This is a genomic window from Paraburkholderia sp. J69-1 (assembly GCF_905220255.1).
GTDB lineage: Bacteria > Pseudomonadota > Gammaproteobacteria > Burkholderiales > Burkholderiaceae > Paraburkholderia.
Genome location: NZ_CAJMZG010000003.1, coordinates 141,002 through 156,968, shown reverse-complemented (window position 1 = coordinate 156,968; position 15,967 = coordinate 141,002). Strand labels below are relative to the sequence as shown.

12 protein-coding genes are annotated in these 15,967 nt (G+C 65.3%); 5 read left to right on the top strand and 7 right to left on the bottom strand.

Annotated elements, in window-relative coordinates:
- Positions 1–2 precede the first annotated feature (2 nt).
- The 3 genes from U5A67_RS06420 to U5A67_RS06410 all read left to right on the top strand — a co-directional run bounded on the left by U5A67_RS06420 (position 3) and on the right by U5A67_RS06410 (position 4,089).
- Positions 3–1,583 carry a bifunctional 3-(3-hydroxy-phenyl)propionate/3-hydroxycinnamic acid hydroxylase gene (locus tag U5A67_RS06420; protein WP_415767782.1) on the top strand — a complete coding sequence of 527 codons (1,581 nt, stop codon included), beginning with the start codon at positions 3–5 and terminating at the stop codon, positions 1,581–1,583.
- Between the two features lie 102 nt (positions 1,584–1,685).
- Positions 1,686–3,092 (top strand): MFS transporter, encoded by a 1,407-nt coding sequence (locus U5A67_RS06415; RefSeq protein WP_321813428.1) that lies wholly within the window; start codon positions 1,686–1,688, stop codon positions 3,090–3,092.
- Between the two features lie 85 nt (positions 3,093–3,177).
- Positions 3,178–4,089 carry a LysR family transcriptional regulator gene (locus U5A67_RS06410; protein WP_321813427.1) on the top strand — a complete coding sequence of 304 codons (912 nt, stop codon included), beginning with the start codon at positions 3,178–3,180 and terminating at the stop codon, positions 4,087–4,089.
- 21 nt (positions 4,090–4,110) lie between these two features.
- Here U5A67_RS06410 and U5A67_RS06405 read toward each other — a convergent pair whose 3' ends face one another.
- The 4 genes from U5A67_RS06405 to U5A67_RS06390 are packed head-to-tail and all read right to left on the bottom strand — an operon-like array spanning position 4,111 to position 8,466.
- Positions 4,111–5,007, bottom strand: coding sequence for a transporter (locus U5A67_RS06405; protein WP_205982800.1), 897 nt, complete (start codon positions 5,005–5,007; stop codon positions 4,111–4,113).
- Between the two features lie 45 nt (positions 5,008–5,052).
- Entirely contained in the window at positions 5,053–5,967 is a 915-nt protein-coding gene (locus U5A67_RS06400) for an alpha/beta hydrolase (protein WP_321813426.1), read from the bottom strand.
- 25 nt (positions 5,968–5,992) lie between these two features.
- On the bottom strand, positions 5,993–7,249 hold the full coding sequence (locus U5A67_RS06395; RefSeq protein ID WP_205982798.1) for an amidohydrolase family protein: 1,257 nt from the start codon (positions 7,247–7,249) through the stop codon (positions 5,993–5,995).
- Positions 7,250–7,299: 50 nt separating this feature from the next.
- Positions 7,300–8,466 (bottom strand): MFS transporter, encoded by a 1,167-nt coding sequence (locus tag U5A67_RS06390; RefSeq protein ID WP_321813425.1) that lies wholly within the window; start codon positions 8,464–8,466, stop codon positions 7,300–7,302.
- Between the two features lie 204 nt (positions 8,467–8,670).
- Between U5A67_RS06390 and U5A67_RS06385 the strand changes: the two genes are divergently transcribed.
- Entirely contained in the window at positions 8,671–11,316 is a 2,646-nt protein-coding gene (locus tag U5A67_RS06385) for an alpha-L-rhamnosidase C-terminal domain-containing protein (RefSeq protein WP_321813424.1), read from the top strand.
- A gap of 63 nt (positions 11,317–11,379) precedes the next feature.
- On the opposite strand, the gene U5A67_RS06380 is transcribed toward U5A67_RS06385, so the two are convergent.
- A complete protein-coding gene (locus U5A67_RS06380) occupies positions 11,380–12,342 on the bottom strand; it encodes a PDR/VanB family oxidoreductase (protein ID WP_321813423.1) in 963 nt (320 codons plus the stop codon).
- Between the two features lie 5 nt (positions 12,343–12,347).
- Complete coding sequence (locus tag U5A67_RS06375) at positions 12,348–13,442, bottom strand: aromatic ring-hydroxylating dioxygenase subunit alpha (protein WP_321813422.1); 1,095 nt, start codon at positions 13,440–13,442, stop codon at positions 12,348–12,350.
- A gap of 118 nt (positions 13,443–13,560) precedes the next feature.
- Here U5A67_RS06375 and U5A67_RS06370 point away from each other — a divergent pair, with 118 nt between their 5' ends.
- Positions 13,561–14,514 carry a LysR family transcriptional regulator gene (locus U5A67_RS06370; protein ID WP_321813421.1) on the top strand — a complete coding sequence of 318 codons (954 nt, stop codon included), beginning with the start codon at positions 13,561–13,563 and terminating at the stop codon, positions 14,512–14,514.
- 48 nt (positions 14,515–14,562) lie between these two features.
- Here the strand turns inward: U5A67_RS06370 and U5A67_RS06365 are convergent, their stop codons facing one another.
- Complete coding sequence (locus U5A67_RS06365; protein ID WP_321813420.1) at positions 14,563–15,930, bottom strand: amidohydrolase; 1,368 nt, start codon at positions 15,928–15,930, stop codon at positions 14,563–14,565.
- Positions 15,931–15,967: the final 37 nt, after the last annotated feature.

Genomic DNA, 15,967 nt, shown 5'->3' with positions numbered 1-15,967 from the left:
CGATGGCGGCGAACAATCATTACGAAGTGCTGGTGGCCGGTTTCGGGCCGTCCGGCGCGGTGGCGGCGGGCCTGCTCGGCCAGCGCGGGCGCAAGGTGCTGTGCGTCGACCGTGCGCGCGAGGTCTACGACAAGCCGCGCGCGATTGCCGTCGATCACGAAATCATGCGGGTTTTTCAGGGCCTGGGCGTGGTCGAGCGCATTGCCGAACACGTGGCCGTGTTTCCGCCTTCGGAGTTTTACGGCGTCGACGGCCAGCTGATCAAGCGTATCGACACGGTGGCCAAACCCTGGCCGCTCGGTTACATGCCGACGATGGTGTTCACCCAGCCGCCGGTGGAAGCCGCGCTGCGCGAGCATGCGTGCGCGTATGAATCGGTCGAAGTGGCGCTGGGCACGGAACTCGTGAGCTTCGAGGAAACTGCGCAAGGCGTGAGCGTGCAACTGAAGGACGATGCGGGCAACACGCGCACGGTGACCTGCGATTACCTGATCGGTTGCGATGGCGCGTCGAGCACGGTGCGCACGCAACTGGGCATCGCCTACGAAGACCTCGTGTTCGACGAGCCGTGGCTGGTGGTGGATGTGCGCGTGAACGAAAGCGGCATTGCGAAGCTGCCGAAGACGGCGATCCAGTATTGCGAGCCGTCGCGGCCGTGCACGTATATCGTCGGTCCGGGCGGTCATCGCCGCTGGGAAATCATGCTGATGCCGGGCGAAGACCCGCGCGAGATGCAAAGCGAAGAGCAGGTGTGGAAGCTGCTCTCGCGCTGGCTTACGCGTGAAGACGGCGAATTGTGGCGCGCTGCCAGCTATCGCTTTCACGCGCTGGTCGCGCAGGAATGGCGGCGCGGGCGCGTCTTTATCGCCGGCGATGCGGCGCATCAGCAGCCGCCGTTTATCGGTCAGGGCATGTGCCAGGGCATCCGCGACGTGGTGAATCTCGTCTGGAAGCTCGACGCCGTGATGCAGGGCGAAGCGCAACCGGCGCTGCTCGACAGCTACGGCGAAGAGCGCGGCCTGCACGTGCGGCGCCTGACCACGCGCATCAAGGAGATCGGCAAGCTGATCTGCGAGCGCGATGTGGCGGCGGCGCGCGAACGCGATGCGCGTCTGCTGCGCGAAGCGGGCGGCGAAGTGAAGACGATCGCGCGTCAGGACATCGTGCCGAAGCTCGAAGCGGGTCTGCTCGTCAGCACGCAGCACGCGGCGAACGGAACGTTGTTCCCGCAACCTTTCGTGCAGCATGCCGACGATGCCACCTTGCTCGACCTCGTCGCGGGTGGCAACTGGCGTGTGGTGACGCTGGGCGCGGAGCCTGCCAGCGAAGCCGTGCAACTGGCCGCGAAACGCATTGGCGCGCAGATCATCGAGCTTGCGCCCGATGGCGATGCGCATCACGCGGCGGTGCTGCCCGATACCCATCGCATCGTCGAAATCGACGGCGTGCTGGCGGCGTGGTTCAAGCGTAACGAGTGCTGCGCGGCGATTGTGCGTCCGGACCACTACGTCTACGGCGTGGCTACCGATGCTGGCGCGCTGGCGGCGGCGCTCGCGCAACTGGATGGAGCGCTGCACGGCTGAAGTACCGGCGTAGCGGGGCGCCGATTGCCGGCGTCCCGCAAGCGCTGACCGGTTAACTGCCCAGAAGAGGCGGTGCCGGCAACCAACAACACGGAGACAACCTTGGCAACATCGATCAATGTCAGGGAGGAGCTGGCGCACGCGCGCATCGGCGGCTTCCATCTGCGCTTTGCCGTACTCGTCGCGTTCATCATGTTTTTCGACGGTTACGATCTTTTCAACGCTGCCTATGTGATCCCGCTCGTGCGCCACGCGTGGCAGCCGTCGCCCGCGATGATCGGCATGATGCTGTCGAGCGGGATCGTCGGGTTATCGATTGGCTCGGTCTTGCAAGGGCTGATCGCGGACCGCATCGGCCGGCGCAAGGTCATGCTCGGCGCGCTCTGGACGCTCACGGCGGCAAGCGTGCTGCTGGCAACCGTGGTGCATTCCGCGGTGGAATTTGCGCTTGCGCGTCTGGTGCTGGGCACGGCGCTGGGCATGGTCACGCCGCTTGCGCTCACCTGTATCAACGAATGGGCGCCGCGCCGCAATGCCAATACTTTTGCGACCTGGGTGTTTCAATTCGGCTTCTCGGCGGGCGGCATTTTCGCAGGCATCGCTGGGCTCACGCTCACTTCGCGGCTCGGCTGGCAATCTCTCTATTTCGTGGGCGTGCTGTCCGCGTTCGTGGCTTTAGCGGCGATGCGCTGGTTGCCCGAATCGGCGCAATTCCTTGCCTTGCGCGGCCGCACGGACGACGTGCGCAAGCTGCTCGCCGCCGCGCGGCCCGAACGCGCCGAGGTCTATCGCGACGCCACCATCCAGTCGATGCGGGCCGCTTCGCGCACCGGTTCCGTCGCCGATCTGCTTTCGCGCGAGTATCGCCATAACACGCTCGTACACTGGATCGCGGGCGCGCTCAGTCTCTTTTGCATTCACGGTCTGACCGGCTGGTTGCCTTCGCTGGTGGTGGCGAGCGGCGGCGGGGTGTCGTCGGCGTTTGGGTACGGCACGCTGGTGATGGTCGCGTCGGTGTTCGGCGGGATTTCGATGGGCTGGCTCGCGGACCGTCTGCAGAGCCGCATCCGCGCGATGATCGTCGGCTATCTGGGCGCGGGCCTGTTCATGGCGGTGCTGTCTGTCGCGCTGGGCAAACCGTTCGCGATGGTGCTGGTGGCGGGCGCGGGTTTCTTCGTGTTCGGCGCGCAGGCTGTCATGAACAATTACCAGGCGATGTGTTATCGCACCGAGATTCGCGGCACCGGCATGGGCATGGCGGTGGGGTTGAACCGGATAGGCGGGATACTCGGGCCTGTTATCGTGGGCGTCGTCGCGTCGATCAACCCCGACCCGATGTGGACCTTCGCGCTCTTTACCGGCGCGCTGGTCGTGGCCGCTGGCGTGATCGCGCTGGGCCGCACCGAAATTGCCGCCTTGCCCGCCGACGTACCTCACACCGATCGGATCGACCCTAAAGCCGATGCCGGGCAAGGCAATGTAAGCCACGACCCCGGCGTGGCCGGATAAGCGTCGCGATGCGCCAATGCGCATGAGCCTTTGAAACACGACAGGGCCGCCCGGCGAGGCGGCCTTTTGCATGGAGACGCGCGCGATGCGCTTCAACAGACTGGACCTGAATCTGCTCGTCACGCTCGATGCGTTACTCGACGAGCGCCGTATCACGCGCGCGGCGGAGCGCCTGAACCTGAGCCAGTCGGCGATCAGCGGCATGCTCGCCAAGCTCAGGGAATATTTCGACGACGAACTGCTCGTGCCGGTCGGCCGTAACCTCGAACTCACGCCGCTCGCGCAGGAACTGGTGCAGCCGGTGCGCGATCTGCTGCTGCAGGTGCAGACGATCGTTGCCATCGACCCGGCTTTCGAGCCCGCGCAGGCGCGCCGTCACTTCAAGATCGCCACCTCGGATTATGTGATCAACGTGCTGATGCGCCGCGTGATTCCCGCCATCGAAGCGGTCGCGCCGCACATCACGCTGGAATTCATGCCGCAAGTGGAGGATTCGGCGGAAAAGCTGCGGCGCGGCGAATACGATCTGCTGATCATTCCCGAGCCTTTCATCGCGAACGATCATCCGCATCGTCCCTTGTTCGACGATAGCTATACGTGCGTGGTGTGGGAGGGCAATACGCAGGTGGGCGAGCGCCTGAGCATGGAGGAATTCGAGCGTCTCGATCATATCGCCGCCTTGCTGGGCTGGCCGCGCGCGCCGACTTACGACAGCCGCTATATGGAGGCGCAAGGCATACGCCGCCGCGTGCGCGTGACGACATCGGATTTCAGCTCGATTGCGCCGGCCTTGATCGGCAGTCAGATGGTCGCGACGATGCACCGGCGTTTCGCCAATGAACTGGCGCGCACCATGCCGCTGCGTCTGGTCGAGCCGCCGCTGGCGATTCCCACGGTGCGGGAGTTTCTGCAATGGCACGAGTATCGCGAGAAAGACCCGTGCCATCGCTGGCTGCGCGAGCGCATCGTCGAAGCCGCCGCCGCGCTCGCGGCCTGAGCGCGGCGCGGCATCCGCCATTTAGAACTTCACGAAGAGGTTGAGCCAGAGCAGATCGCCCTTGGCCGTGTTGCGTGCGTAGACCTGATGCTGCCACGCCAGATAGCCGCCGTACTTCTGCGTGCCCCAGCCCACCTGCGGACCGACGGCGACATCGCGCACGCGATAGCCGTCTTCGTCCACCACGTTGCCGTTGAGCGTGTCGTTGGTGAGCTGGTTGTGCCAGTAGCCGCCGACGCCCGCGAAAAAGCCATACGGCAGGTGATAGTTGAGCGCGTAGTCGAGATCGGTTTCGATACCGGATTTATAGCCGTCCGAGTGATTCTTCGCGTTGAAGATCACCTTGAACATGCCGCTCAATTCCCAGCCGCGCGCGAAGAACCAGCTTGCTGCGTAATCCGCCTGCAGCGCGTAGTAATTGCGGCCCACGTTGACCGCGCGCGTGGCTTCGTACGAGCCCGTGGGCAGCACGGCGAGCAGCGAGACCATCTGGTGAAAGGTCGGGCTATGCCAGCCGATCGACGGCCCGAGCGACGTATCGCCGATCCCGCTGCTATGGCCGTTCGCGTAGAGCGAACTCAGGTTCGAATCCACATAGGCCGAGGCGACTTCGAACGCCGTATCGCCGCCCGCGATCTTGAAGTTTTCGAACACGTGCAGATAGCGCAGCGAATGCGCCTGCACGCGCAGATTGCCGTCGGGCAGCGAGTTCTTGCCTTCGTTATTGGGGAAGCTGTTGGCGTAGACCCAGGTGTTGTAGTTGAGCAGATAATCGCCCGGGTCCTGCAAGACGCCCGAGGCGATGGTCTGCACGCCAATCGGCACTACGGTGCCGCCGCCTTCGGTGGCGTGTGCTGCGCCAGCGAGGCAGGCGGATACTGCAATGGTTCGGAATGCGAAAGAAGTGAGGGTTTTCAAGGCCGGTGTCTCCTGGAGTTATTGTTTTTATGGTTGTGGGTTTTTTTAGCGGCGCTGCATGAAATCGATGAGTTTGAGCGCCAGTGTGTCGTCGACGGTGTTGATCGCTTCGAGCTGGGAAAGATGGTTGTGATTCGCAATCACGGCGATATCGGGATCGAAACCGTGTTGCGTGGTCAGGCGCGCGAACAGTTCGCCGGCCTGGATCTGCATCTGCGGCGGATCGAGTTCGGCCCAGGTGATGAGCAGCGGGAACGGCGCGCTGTCGACCAGTTCGATCGTGGACATCGACGGATAACGCGCGAAATCGCTGCCGAAATAGGCTTCGTTGCGCGGGTCGGGGCTCGGCACGCCGAACTGGCGGCGCGCGAGCTTTTCCAGATGCACGTTATAGACGCCGGAGATCAGCACGGCGGCGCGCGGCGCGGGCACGTTGGCCGGGCGCAGGCGCTGGATCAGCGTGGCGGCAGCCACGTGCGCCGCGCCCGCCGATTCTCCGGCGACATAGATGCGCTCCGGGTCCGCGCCCAGCGATGCGGCGTTGGCGTAAGCCCAGGCCCATGCAGCGGCGATGTCCTGCGCGCCCGCGGGCCAGTGGTCTTTAGGGCCGAGGCGATAGCTCGGCAGCACGGTCACGAAGCCCGCGCGCGCGAAGCGCAGGCCCACGTTGGCGCGCTCGCGGCGGTCGCCGCGCACGAAGCCGCCGCCGTGCACGAAGAGCAGCAGCGGGCGGCCCTTCGCGCTGTCGCCGGTGGCTTCGGCGGTGGGCAGATAGACGTCGAGCTTTTGCCGTTCGTCGTCGCCGTAAGCGATATCGGCGCGCAGTTCCGCGCCTTCGCGCGACTGGGTTTCGCGAAACGGCGCGTACCAGCCTTTGACCAGCGGCGGGTCGATCACCGCGCCGGTCGTACGGATCAGTTCGGCGAGTTGCTGCGCGGTGGGGAGATCGTTCTGGCTCATCGTCGTGTGTCGGTGTTGGCGGGGTTTACCGGGCAGCGCGCAGCGCGTGCGGCGTCTTGTGGAAGCGGCCGTCCTTCATGATCGCGGTGAGGCGCTGCTTGTCCTGGAGGATCGCCACATCGACGCTCGGATCGCCATCGACGAGCAGCAGATCGGCGAGATAACCCGGCTCGATACGGCCGAGTTCGCCGGCCAGGCCCATCAGTTCGCCGCCCAGTGCGGTGGCCGCATGCAGCGCCTGCGCGGGCGTATAGCCGAACAGTTCGACGAACAGTTGCAGATCGCGCGCGTTGCGGCCGTTCGGGTTGAACGGGAAACCGTAGTCGCCGCCGGGCAGCACGCGCACGCCGCGGCGCACCAGTTCGGGAATCAGGCGTTGCTGCAGTTCGCGCACTTCGGCGGCGCTTTCCTTCATGTGCTTCATGTCGAAATGCGGCGGCGGCACGGCGTCGAGCGTGGCCTGAATGATGCCGATGGCGGGCGCGACGAAGATGCGCTCGCGCGCCGCTTCGAGCATGTCGAGCGCTTCGGCGTCGGCGTAAGTGCAGTGGTAGAGCACGCGGAAACCATTGCGCAGCGCCATTTTCACGGCATCGGCGGCCTGCGCGTGAGCGGCGAGCCAGACGTTCGATTCGGCGGCCTGTTCGCCTGCCGCGCGCGCTTCTTCCTCGGAATAGAGCAGTTGCTGCGAGGCGCCCGGTTGCAGCGCGTCTTCGCCCGAGAGCAGGAACTTGACCGAGCGCGCGCCCATGTCGGCGCAGGAGCGCACGAAGGCGCGAATCGCATCGGGGCCGACGCCGTGCGGATCGACTTCGCCGGGGTTCAGCGCCTGTTCGTCGGCGGCCACGGGCGGCGTGCGCTCGATCGACGATGCGACCAGACGCGGGCCGGGCATGCCGCCGCTTTCGATCTGTTCGCGCAGCGCGACTTCGACACGCTTGCTCAACGAGCCCGCCGAGTAGGCGCTGGTGAAGCCGTGGTCGAGCAGAATGCGCGCGTTGCGGGCGGTCGTCAGCACGAGTTCCTCGGGCGGCAGTGCCATGCCGGGCACGAACTTTTCGACCGAGCTGGGCCAGGACAGATGCGCGTGCGCTTCGACCAGACCGGGCATGAGCGTCGCGCCTGCGCCTTCGTAGACTTCGTCGCCGGGCTGCACGAGCGAGGCTGCGCCGGGCGCGGCCAGCGCCGCGATGCGGTTGCCTTCGACGCGCACCTGCGAGGGGAAGGGCGCCGAGCCGCTGCCGTCGAATACGCGAACGTTGTTGAAAACGATGCCTGCCATTTTTAGTGCCTCAAATAGGTTGCCGAAGCGAAATCGCCGTAGCGTGAAGTTCAATGTGCGGAAGGAAGCTGCAGACCCGTTTGCGACGCGGCGAGCGCACGCAGACGGCCGAAGCACGTAAAGCTGACGATGGCGATCAGCACCGCCGCGATGCCGAGCGCGCCAAAGCCGTAGCGCACGATCAGCGCGCCGCCGAGCACCGGGCCAACGGCCGAGCCCGCCATCAGCATCGCCGGCGTGTAGGCGACGGCGCGGCCGGAGCTGTCGAGCTTCGCGAGCAGGCCGAACAGGAAGGTGTGCGTGAAGATCATCGCGAAGACCCAGAGGCTGGCGGCCAGCGCATAGGGCATGAAAGTCGTGGCATTGCCGATGACGAGCGCGAGCACGGCCTGGGCGATGGGACCGGCCAGCGCCACGTTGCGGGCGTCGAAGCGGCGCTGCAGCAGTGCGGCCAGTACGGGCGGCAGCATGTTCACGAGACCGACCGCCACCAGCATCGCGTTCACATGCGCTTCACCGAAGCCGCGTGCGAGGCCGATGCGTTGCGCAAAGCTGAACACCATCGCCTGATTGATCGCCATGAAGACGATGCCGGCGATCGCGCTCCAGCAGCCGCGCTCCAGCCGCGCGCCGCGTGTGGCCGCGAGGCGCGGGGTGGCATCGACATGAGCGAGGCCGGTCGGCCACGCGACGATCAGCGCAAGAAAGGCCACCAGCGAAAGCGCGACGAACACGAGGAACAGCGCCGCGCCGCCGTGCGTGATCACCAGTTGCGGCACGGCCGCGAAATAGGCCACGCCGAACACGGCCAGCGCGAGATGGCCCATCGCAAAGAGACGATGCGGATTGGCCGTCTTGCCGATGGCGCCGTGCGCCACCGACAGCCCGCAGCCAACGCCCGCGCCCGCAATCGCATGAACGGCGATCATCGCGCCGAAGGTGGTGGCGCTCGCCGCAAAGCCGAAGCCGCAAGCAGCCAGGCCAAAGCCGAACGCGGATGCCAGGCGTCCCGGCAGGCGCGCAAACAGCGGCGCGATACACACGGAGCAGAGCACCGCGCAGGCCAGATAGGCCGTGGCCAGCGCGCCTGCGCGCTGGGCGTCGAAGTGAAAACGTTCGATGAGCGTGTTGACCCAGACCGGCAGGGCCACCAGATCGATCATCCCCGCGACGTGGGCAACTACGAGCGCGCCATTCGATCCTCGGCGTGGGGGCATGTCTGTCTCCATTTGTATTGATTTCGCGCAAAGTGGGGCGCGTGGCGAAAGTGTAAGGACTCGTCGCGAGGCGAGCTGACGCGTTTCGCGATGTGACGTATCGCGATTTACGAGGGATGGATCGCGTGAAGTAGGGCAAGCTCCATGGCGCGGCGCAAGACACTGCGCCTTCATACAAAGACAGAACAGGCAATGGAGACAGACATGCCCCCGCATTCCTCATGCAGGCGCGCCGCCACGCGCGCTACTCGCACATCACCACGTACCACGCCGCTGCTGGCTGCCATCGCCGCTGCCTGCGCGGCTGCCTGTGCGGTCGCGGCGTGCGGCGGCGGGCTCGCGGGCGGGAGTAGCGCCACGCCCTGGCCCGCCACCGTAAACGCGGCCAGCTATCTGCCCGAAGCGGGCAACCTGCGGCCGGTGAAGGTGGTGAGCGTGTCGGGCTCGGTCACGGGCGCGGATTCGCTGCTGAGCGGCGGCGCGCTCACGCTGAAGTACGTGGCGGGCGGCACCGCGCCCACGGTCGTGCTCGATTACGGTCAGGAAGTGGGCGGCCTGCCGACCTTCGGCATCGCGGCGCAAAGCGGTCAGCCGACGCTCTCGGCCACCTTCAGCGAAAGCCGCACGACCGCCACGACGGGCGATGTGAGCGCGGGCCTGACCGTCTCCGTCGATCCGCAGCGCACGAGCCTGTATCCCGTGAGCGGCACGGGGACGCTCAAGGCCAGCGCCGTGCAGGGCGGCGAACGCTACGAAACGCTTTCGCTCGCCACGCCTGGCGAAGTGACGCTCAACAGCGTCGGCATCCAGTCGCTTTATTCGGCGCCCACCACGGCCACGCGCGGCAGCTTCGTTTCCAGCTCCGATGCGCTCAACCGCATCTGGACGGCCGGCGCGTACACGGTGGAGATGAACCGGCTGGCGGCGACGGCGCTGCCGCTCGCATGGCAGCCAACGGCGGAAGGCATGACGATCGGCACGAGCGGTACGGGCATCGTGCAGAAGAGCGGCACCTGGCCGTCCGATTACGCGATGGCTTTCGACGTGCGGGTGAACAGCAATAGCGCCGGCTGGACGATGCGCAACGCGAACAACCTCACGAGCCTGCGCTTCATCCTGCATTCGGCGAGCGACACGCAAGGCACGCCCGATACGCTCGAACTCGATGCGTTCAGCACCTTTGCGGGCGGCGCGGTCAAACTGGGTTCGCTGCCGGTTTCGGCGGGCATCGCGACGGGCACGTGGCATAGCGTGAGCACGTCGCTTAGCGGCAATACCGTGAGCATTACGCTGGACGGCACGGCGCTGGGTACGCTGGATGCGTCGGGCGCGGCGTCGGTGTTGCTGACCAATTACGGCACGGCGGGCTTTTTCAATCTGCCGGCCAGCCAGGCCACGTATCGCAATCTCACGATCACCGCGAACGGCGCTTCGCTCTACACGAATTCGCTGATGACATCGGCGGCCCTCGACGATTTTTCCGCGAACACCAATACCTTGCCCTTACTGATCGACGGCGCGAAGCGCGACCGTACCGTCTGGTCCGGCGACATGGCGGCGCAGGCGCCCACCTTGTTCTATACGACCGCGCAAAACGATGCCGTTGCCGGATCGCTCAAGCTGCTCGGCAGCTATCGTCTCGCGAGCGGCGAAGTGTCCACCACGCACAGCCCGCAGGACCCGTTGATCTCGACGGTGGCCGATCCTTATGGTTCGGCGAGTTTTTATTCGACGCAGTATTCGATGTACTTCGTCACGGTGCTGCACGATTACTACCTGTTTTCAGGCGATTCCGCGTTGCTGTCGTCGCAATGGGCGGCCGTGCAGGGCGAGTTGGCTTATCTGCAAACGCTGGTCGATTCGAATGGCCTGATTGCCGTCAATGCGGGCAATGCGCAGGACTGGTTGCCGAATTTCGCGAGCCCGGTGGTGGGCGAAGTGACATCGACGAATATGTTGTACTACCAGGTATTGAGCGATGCCGCCGAGCTGGCGAGCGCAATGGGCGATGCAAGCACCTCCGCGACCTATACGCAGCGCGCTGCTGCGCTGAAGCAGGCGATCAACACGCATCTGTATAACGCGGCCAGCGGCTATTACGGCATGAGTGCGACGAGCATGAACGCGGTGGCGCAGGACGCCAATGCGCTCGCCGTGGTGACGGGCGTGGCGTCGCAGGACAGCGCCGCGAGCCTGCTTTCGACGCTCGCGCAACGGCTCGCGAATCAGTACGGGCGGCTCGCGTTTTCTTCGGACAGCGGGCGTACGGCGGTCGTGAGTCCGTTCGCGAGCGATATCGAAGTGCGCGCGCGTTTTGCGAGCGGCGACACGCGCGGCGCGCTGGGTCTGATCGGCACGCTCTGGGGCAACATGATCGCGGACGGCGATCACTACACGGGTACGGTGTGGGAGGCGCTCGGCACCGATGGCGCGCCGGTGAGCGCGCAGACGAGCCTCGCGCACGGCTGGGCTTCGGGGCCGACGGCGGCGCTCTCGCGCTATGTGCTCGGTGTGCGGCCGGCTGCGGCGGGTTTCAAACAATGGCTGATCAAGCCGCAAACCGGCGATCTGCAGTGGGCCGTGGGCACGGTGCCGACGCCTTATGGCGCGGTGTCGGTGAAATGGGGGCGGCCGCAAGGCGGCGCGTTCCGTATCGACGTGACCGTGCCGGCCGGGACGACCGGAACCATCGCGCTGCCGGCTGGCGGGACGGTGAAGGTCAATGGGGCGGTGACGGCTGCTGCGGCGTCGTCGAGCCTCGATCCGGGCGCGGTCGCGAGCGATGGCACGGCCTGGCAGTATCTCAACGGCATCGGGCCGGGGAGCTATTCGATCGTGGTGGGCGAGTAAGACGAAGGAGCGGGGCGGCTGCGTTCGGTCGAGTGATCGCCACGGCGGCCCCGTTGTGTGAACTCAAAGGTCGATCACGATGCTCGGCGTATGCGCGCGCGAACAGCACAGCGCGATCTGCTGGTTGGCCGCGCATTTTTCCGTGTCGCTCTGCACTGTGTCGCGATGATCGACCACGCCTTCGACAACCGGCGTGAGGCACGCGCCGCAAATGCCCATCTCGCACGATAAGGGCACATTCACGCCGCCCTCCAGCAACACCGAAGCGATACTGCGTTCCTGCGCGATGTTAAAGACCTGGCCGCTGGAGGCAAGAACGACCTGGAAGCTTGCGCCATCGGCGCTCGCTGGTAACGCCGAAGCGCCGAACGCTTCCTGATGGATCGCGCAGTCTTGCCAGCCGCTCGTGCGCGCCGTCTGCGTGATGTGGCGCATGAAGCCTTCCGGGCCGCACACATAAAGCTGCGCACCATCGGCGCTCGAATGCAGCGCGGCAGGCAGCGCGTCGCGTGCACTCTCGCCTTCGCTCGAACTGTGAATATGCACGCTTCCCTGCGTGAAGCCCGCACGCCAGCGCGCCTTGAAAGCCGCGTCGATCGGCTCGCGCACGTAGTAATGCAACTCGAACGGCGTGCCCGATTGTTCCAGACTCTCGGCCATCGAAAGCAGCGGCGTGATACCAATTCCGCCTGCAATCAGCAGATGGCGTTGACCGCTTTGTAGTCCGAACAGATTGCGCGGTAGCGACACATCGAGCCGGTCGCCCACGCGCAGCCGCTCATGCACATACGCCGATCCGCCGCGCGACGCCGCTTCGCGTTTCACGCACAGCACGTAATGATCGCGCTCGTGCGCCGCGCTGGCGATCGAATACTGGCGGATCAAACCGCGTGCCAAATGCACGTCGATATGCGCGCCGGCATCGAACGGTGGCAACGCGCCGCCATCGGCCGCCACCAGCCGCACGGCGAGATTGCCGCGTCCCTGCGCGCTGAGCGCGTCCACGATCACCGGAATGGTTTGCATGACGTTCAGACCAGGAAGAAGTCGCCGAAACCCATGCGCTTGAGGCCGCGCCGATACGCGATGGAACTCCGGTCGGCGGGAATGTGCGCTTCGAGCGTGAGGTCGAGCGGCAGGCGCTCGGGCTTTTGTGTTTCGACCATCAGCCGGTCTTCTTCGAAGACCTTGAGGTTGAAGGCATGCACGTCCTCGACCGGCAGATGCTTGTCGAAGTTGCGCGCGATCGGCGCAAAGAGGCGCGTCTGCCGCGCCGAGACCGGCGAGGCCGCATTCATGATGACAAGGCGCGCGTTCTCGGGGAAGTGGATCGTGAGCGTGGCCGTGAAAGGCAGATGGACTTCGAAATGGCGCAGCCATTCGAACCCGGCGGGCGCGTGTCCATCGACGCCAATCGGATAGTTGCCGACGAAACTGCGATAGTCCACTTCGAAACCTTCCGGCGTGTCTTTCGGCTGATAGGGCGGCACGGCCTGGTTGTCGGGATCGGCGAAGGTCTCGGTGTGAATCCACGCGAAATGCGCGACGTCGATAAAGCCTTCGACCTGACGCCCCGCGAAGCCCGCCACATCGAATGGCGGGCAGACGATCTGCTGGAAGTCCGCGTCGTCCCAGTGCGGCATGCGCGGAACGGCGGGCTGGGCACCGGCTTCGGGCGCGAGGCAGGTCCAGATGAGGCCGTAGCGCTCCACGGCCGGATAGGTCGTCAGATGCAGCTTGGCGGGAATGGCCTGATCGGGGCTCGACGGCACGCGGTTGCAGCGTCCGCCGCCGCCGAAGCGCAGCCCGTGATACGGACACACGACGCCCTGGCCGTCATGCGTGCCGAGCGTGAGAGGCACGCCGCGATGCGGGCAGACATCGCGGGCCACGACCAGCTCGCCATCGGCGCGATAGAGCACGAGGTTTTCGTCGAGCAGGGTCGCCTTGAAGGGCGCTTCGCCTACCGCATCGGCGTGCGCGACCGGATACCAGTGACGCGATAGCCGATGCCAGTCGTCGGCGTGGAAGGTGCAATGCGGCGGCAGCGGCTGAAGCGGCAATGCGGCGGGCTGCAGCTTGATCGTGGTGACGCCAGCGGCGTTTTGCAGGGTGGTTTCGCACATGATGCGTGGGGCTCGTCTGGATGGCGGGTTTCGTTGAGTCCCACTTTAAGAATATTGCCCATTGCAATCCATCAGAGATAATTCAGGAACCTGTTGCAAAAATTCGAACACCTCGCCCATGCTGCCGTTCTCGCGTTTTGCCCGTTACTTCGTTGAAGTCGCCCAGTCGGGCAGCCTGCGCAAGGCTGCCGAGGAGTTGCATGTTTCCGCATCGGCCATCGACCGGCAGATTCTGCTGGCCGAGCGCGAACTCGAAACGGAACTGTTCGAGCGCTTGCCTTCGGGGCTCAAACTCACGGCCGCGGGCGAGTTGCTGCTGGACGATCTGCGCCGCTGGCGCAAGGAATACCGCCGTACCGTTGAGCGTTTCGACGAATTGCAGGGCATGCGGCGCGGGCACGTGAGTATCGCCGTGATCGATGCGCTGAGCGACGGTCTCGTGACGAATACAGTCGCGCAGGTTGGCGGCGACTATCCGCAACTGTCGTTCGATCTGCAGGTGGTGGAGAACCGGCGCGTTGCGGATCTGGTCGCGGCATCCGAAGTCGACTTCGGTTTGCTGCTCGATCCAACCGAGCATGGCGGGCTGGAGATTCGCGCGCTGGTCGATGTGCCGCTGGGCGCGGTGGTGCCGCCGGGGCATCCGCTCACCGCGAATCGCGACGTCACTTTCGGCAGCCTGCTCGACTATCGTCAGCTTGTGCCGGCTGCGCCGCTGATCGTGCACGAGCGCACGCGCGGGCTGTATGCGAGCCATCAGGCCGAAGGCATCGAGCGGGTCTCGTGCAACAGCATCCGCATGATGCGTTCGCTGATTCGTAGCGGCGCCGGTATCGGCGTATTGAGCCTGCTCGATGTGGCCAGCGATGTCGAGAGCGGCGCGCTGGCTTTTGTGCCGTTGCGCGGGCGCCGGGTGCGGCCGCTGGCGCTTGCGCTGTGCGTGGCGCGGCGGCGTCAGCTTTCGCGCGCCGCGCAGATGGTCATGCAGCAGGTGATCGCCGCGATGGAAAGCCTGGCGGCGGCGGGTTCCGTCGCGCTCGCCGAGCCGGAACCGGTGCGCAAACGCAAGTAGCGTTGGCGCGGTGCGCGTGCCGGCGTATCAGGCACGCGACATCCGGCATCAGGTATGCAGGGCGTCGATCGTGCCGTGCGCGCGCAGCCAGTTTTCCCGGCGCCGGAACAGATCGGGCACGGCCGCGTTGGCTTCGGCGATCAAGGACTTCAGATCGCCGGTGCACAGTTGACCTTCGTCCACCACGATGCGTCCGGCCACCATCGTCATCGCCACGTCGCCGCCTTGCACGGCATGCACGAGGTTGTGGTGCAGATTGCCGTCCGCGCCGCCGAGCAGAGGTGTCATGCGGGGCGTGTCGGTGCGCACGGCGATCAGGTCGGCCTGTTTGCCCACTTCGATCGAGCCGGTCTGCGCATCGAGACCCAGCGCGCGCGCCGCGTCGATGGTCGCCATCCGGCACACCGGCCACGCGCCGAGCGCGGACGCATCGAGTGTCGAGAGTTTGGCCAGCAGCGAAGCCGTCTTCATTTCCTCGAACATGTCGAGGTTGTTGTTCTCCTTCTCGCCATCCGTGCCGAGTCCGACCGCCACGCCGGCAGCCCGTAGTGCTTCGACGGGCGCCGCGCCGCTGGCGAGTTTCATATTGCTGACCGGGTTATGCGCCACGCCAATCCCGCGTCTTGCGAGGATGTCGATTTCATCGTCGGAAAGCCAGACGCAGTGGGCGAGCAGCACGCGCGGCGCGTCGAGCAGGCCGAAACGCTCCAGCGCCTGAATCGGCCTGACGCCATAGCGTTTTTGCGTTTCTTCCACGTCGAAACGGCTTTCGTTGCTGTGCGTATGAAAGCCCACACCGTAACGCTGACTGATTTCGATCGCGCGTTGCCAGGCTTTCGGCGTGGCGTAAAACATATGTTCGAGGCCGACCCAGACGTTGATGCGTCCGTTCGCGCCGCCGTGCCATTGCTGGATCAGCGCTTCATTGCTGTCGAGCGTTTCGAAATAATCGTGATCGGGATGTTCCGCCACATAGGGCACCAGCACGGCGCGAATGCCCAGATCGTTCGCGGCTTGCGCGCTGCCATGCATGTAGCGCCACATATCGACGATGGTGGTCGTGCCGGATAACAGCGCTTCGGCGTAGCACAACTGCGAGGCAATGTGCGCTTCGCGCGGCGAGACGACCCGATGCATCGGGTCGATATAGCGCTGCAACCACTCCCACACGGGCAAGCCTTCCGCCGTACCGCGCAACAGTCCCGAATGCGCGTGCGTATTGATCAGGCCGGGCATCAGCAGCCGATCCTTGAGCCGCTTGACGGGAATGCCGGGGTGATTCGCAATCAGATCGGCCGCATTGCCTGTGGCTGCGATTTTTCCATCGCCATCGATCAATACGGCGGCGTTGGACACGATGGTGTTGTCGGCGTCCATCGTCAGAAGATGGTCGGCGTGAAGGATCAGGGCGGGCATGGAGAAACCTGTCGTTGGAAAGCACTGCTGAGTGATT

What these genes read in the sequence shown, in the direction of transcription:
- U5A67_RS06420 (WP_415767782.1), top strand. Translation starts at nt 3, where the DNA reads ATGGCGGCGAACAATCATTACGAAGTGCTGGTGGCCGGTTTCGGGCCG.
- U5A67_RS06390 (WP_321813425.1), bottom strand. Translation starts at nt 8,466, where the DNA reads ATGCCCCCACGCCGAGGATCGAATGGCGCGCTCGTAGTTGCCCACGTC.
- U5A67_RS06380 (WP_321813423.1), bottom strand. Translation starts at nt 12,342, where the DNA reads ATGCAAACCATTCCGGTGATCGTGGACGCGCTCAGCGCGCAGGGACGC.
- U5A67_RS06395 (WP_205982798.1), bottom strand. Translation starts at nt 7,249, where the DNA reads ATGGCAGGCATCGTTTTCAACAACGTTCGCGTATTCGACGGCAGCGGC.
- U5A67_RS06400 (WP_321813426.1), bottom strand. Translation starts at nt 5,967, where the DNA reads ATGAGCCAGAACGATCTCCCCACCGCGCAGCAACTCGCCGAACTGATC.
- U5A67_RS06385 (WP_321813424.1), top strand. Translation starts at nt 8,671, where the DNA reads ATGCCCCCGCATTCCTCATGCAGGCGCGCCGCCACGCGCGCTACTCGC.
- U5A67_RS06375 (WP_321813422.1), bottom strand. Translation starts at nt 13,442, where the DNA reads ATGTGCGAAACCACCCTGCAAAACGCCGCTGGCGTCACCACGATCAAG.
- U5A67_RS06410 (WP_321813427.1), top strand. Translation starts at nt 3,178, where the DNA reads ATGCGCTTCAACAGACTGGACCTGAATCTGCTCGTCACGCTCGATGCG.
- U5A67_RS06365 (WP_321813420.1), bottom strand. Translation starts at nt 15,930, where the DNA reads ATGCCCGCCCTGATCCTTCACGCCGACCATCTTCTGACGATGGACGCC.
- U5A67_RS06370 (WP_321813421.1), top strand. Translation starts at nt 13,561, where the DNA reads ATGCTGCCGTTCTCGCGTTTTGCCCGTTACTTCGTTGAAGTCGCCCAG.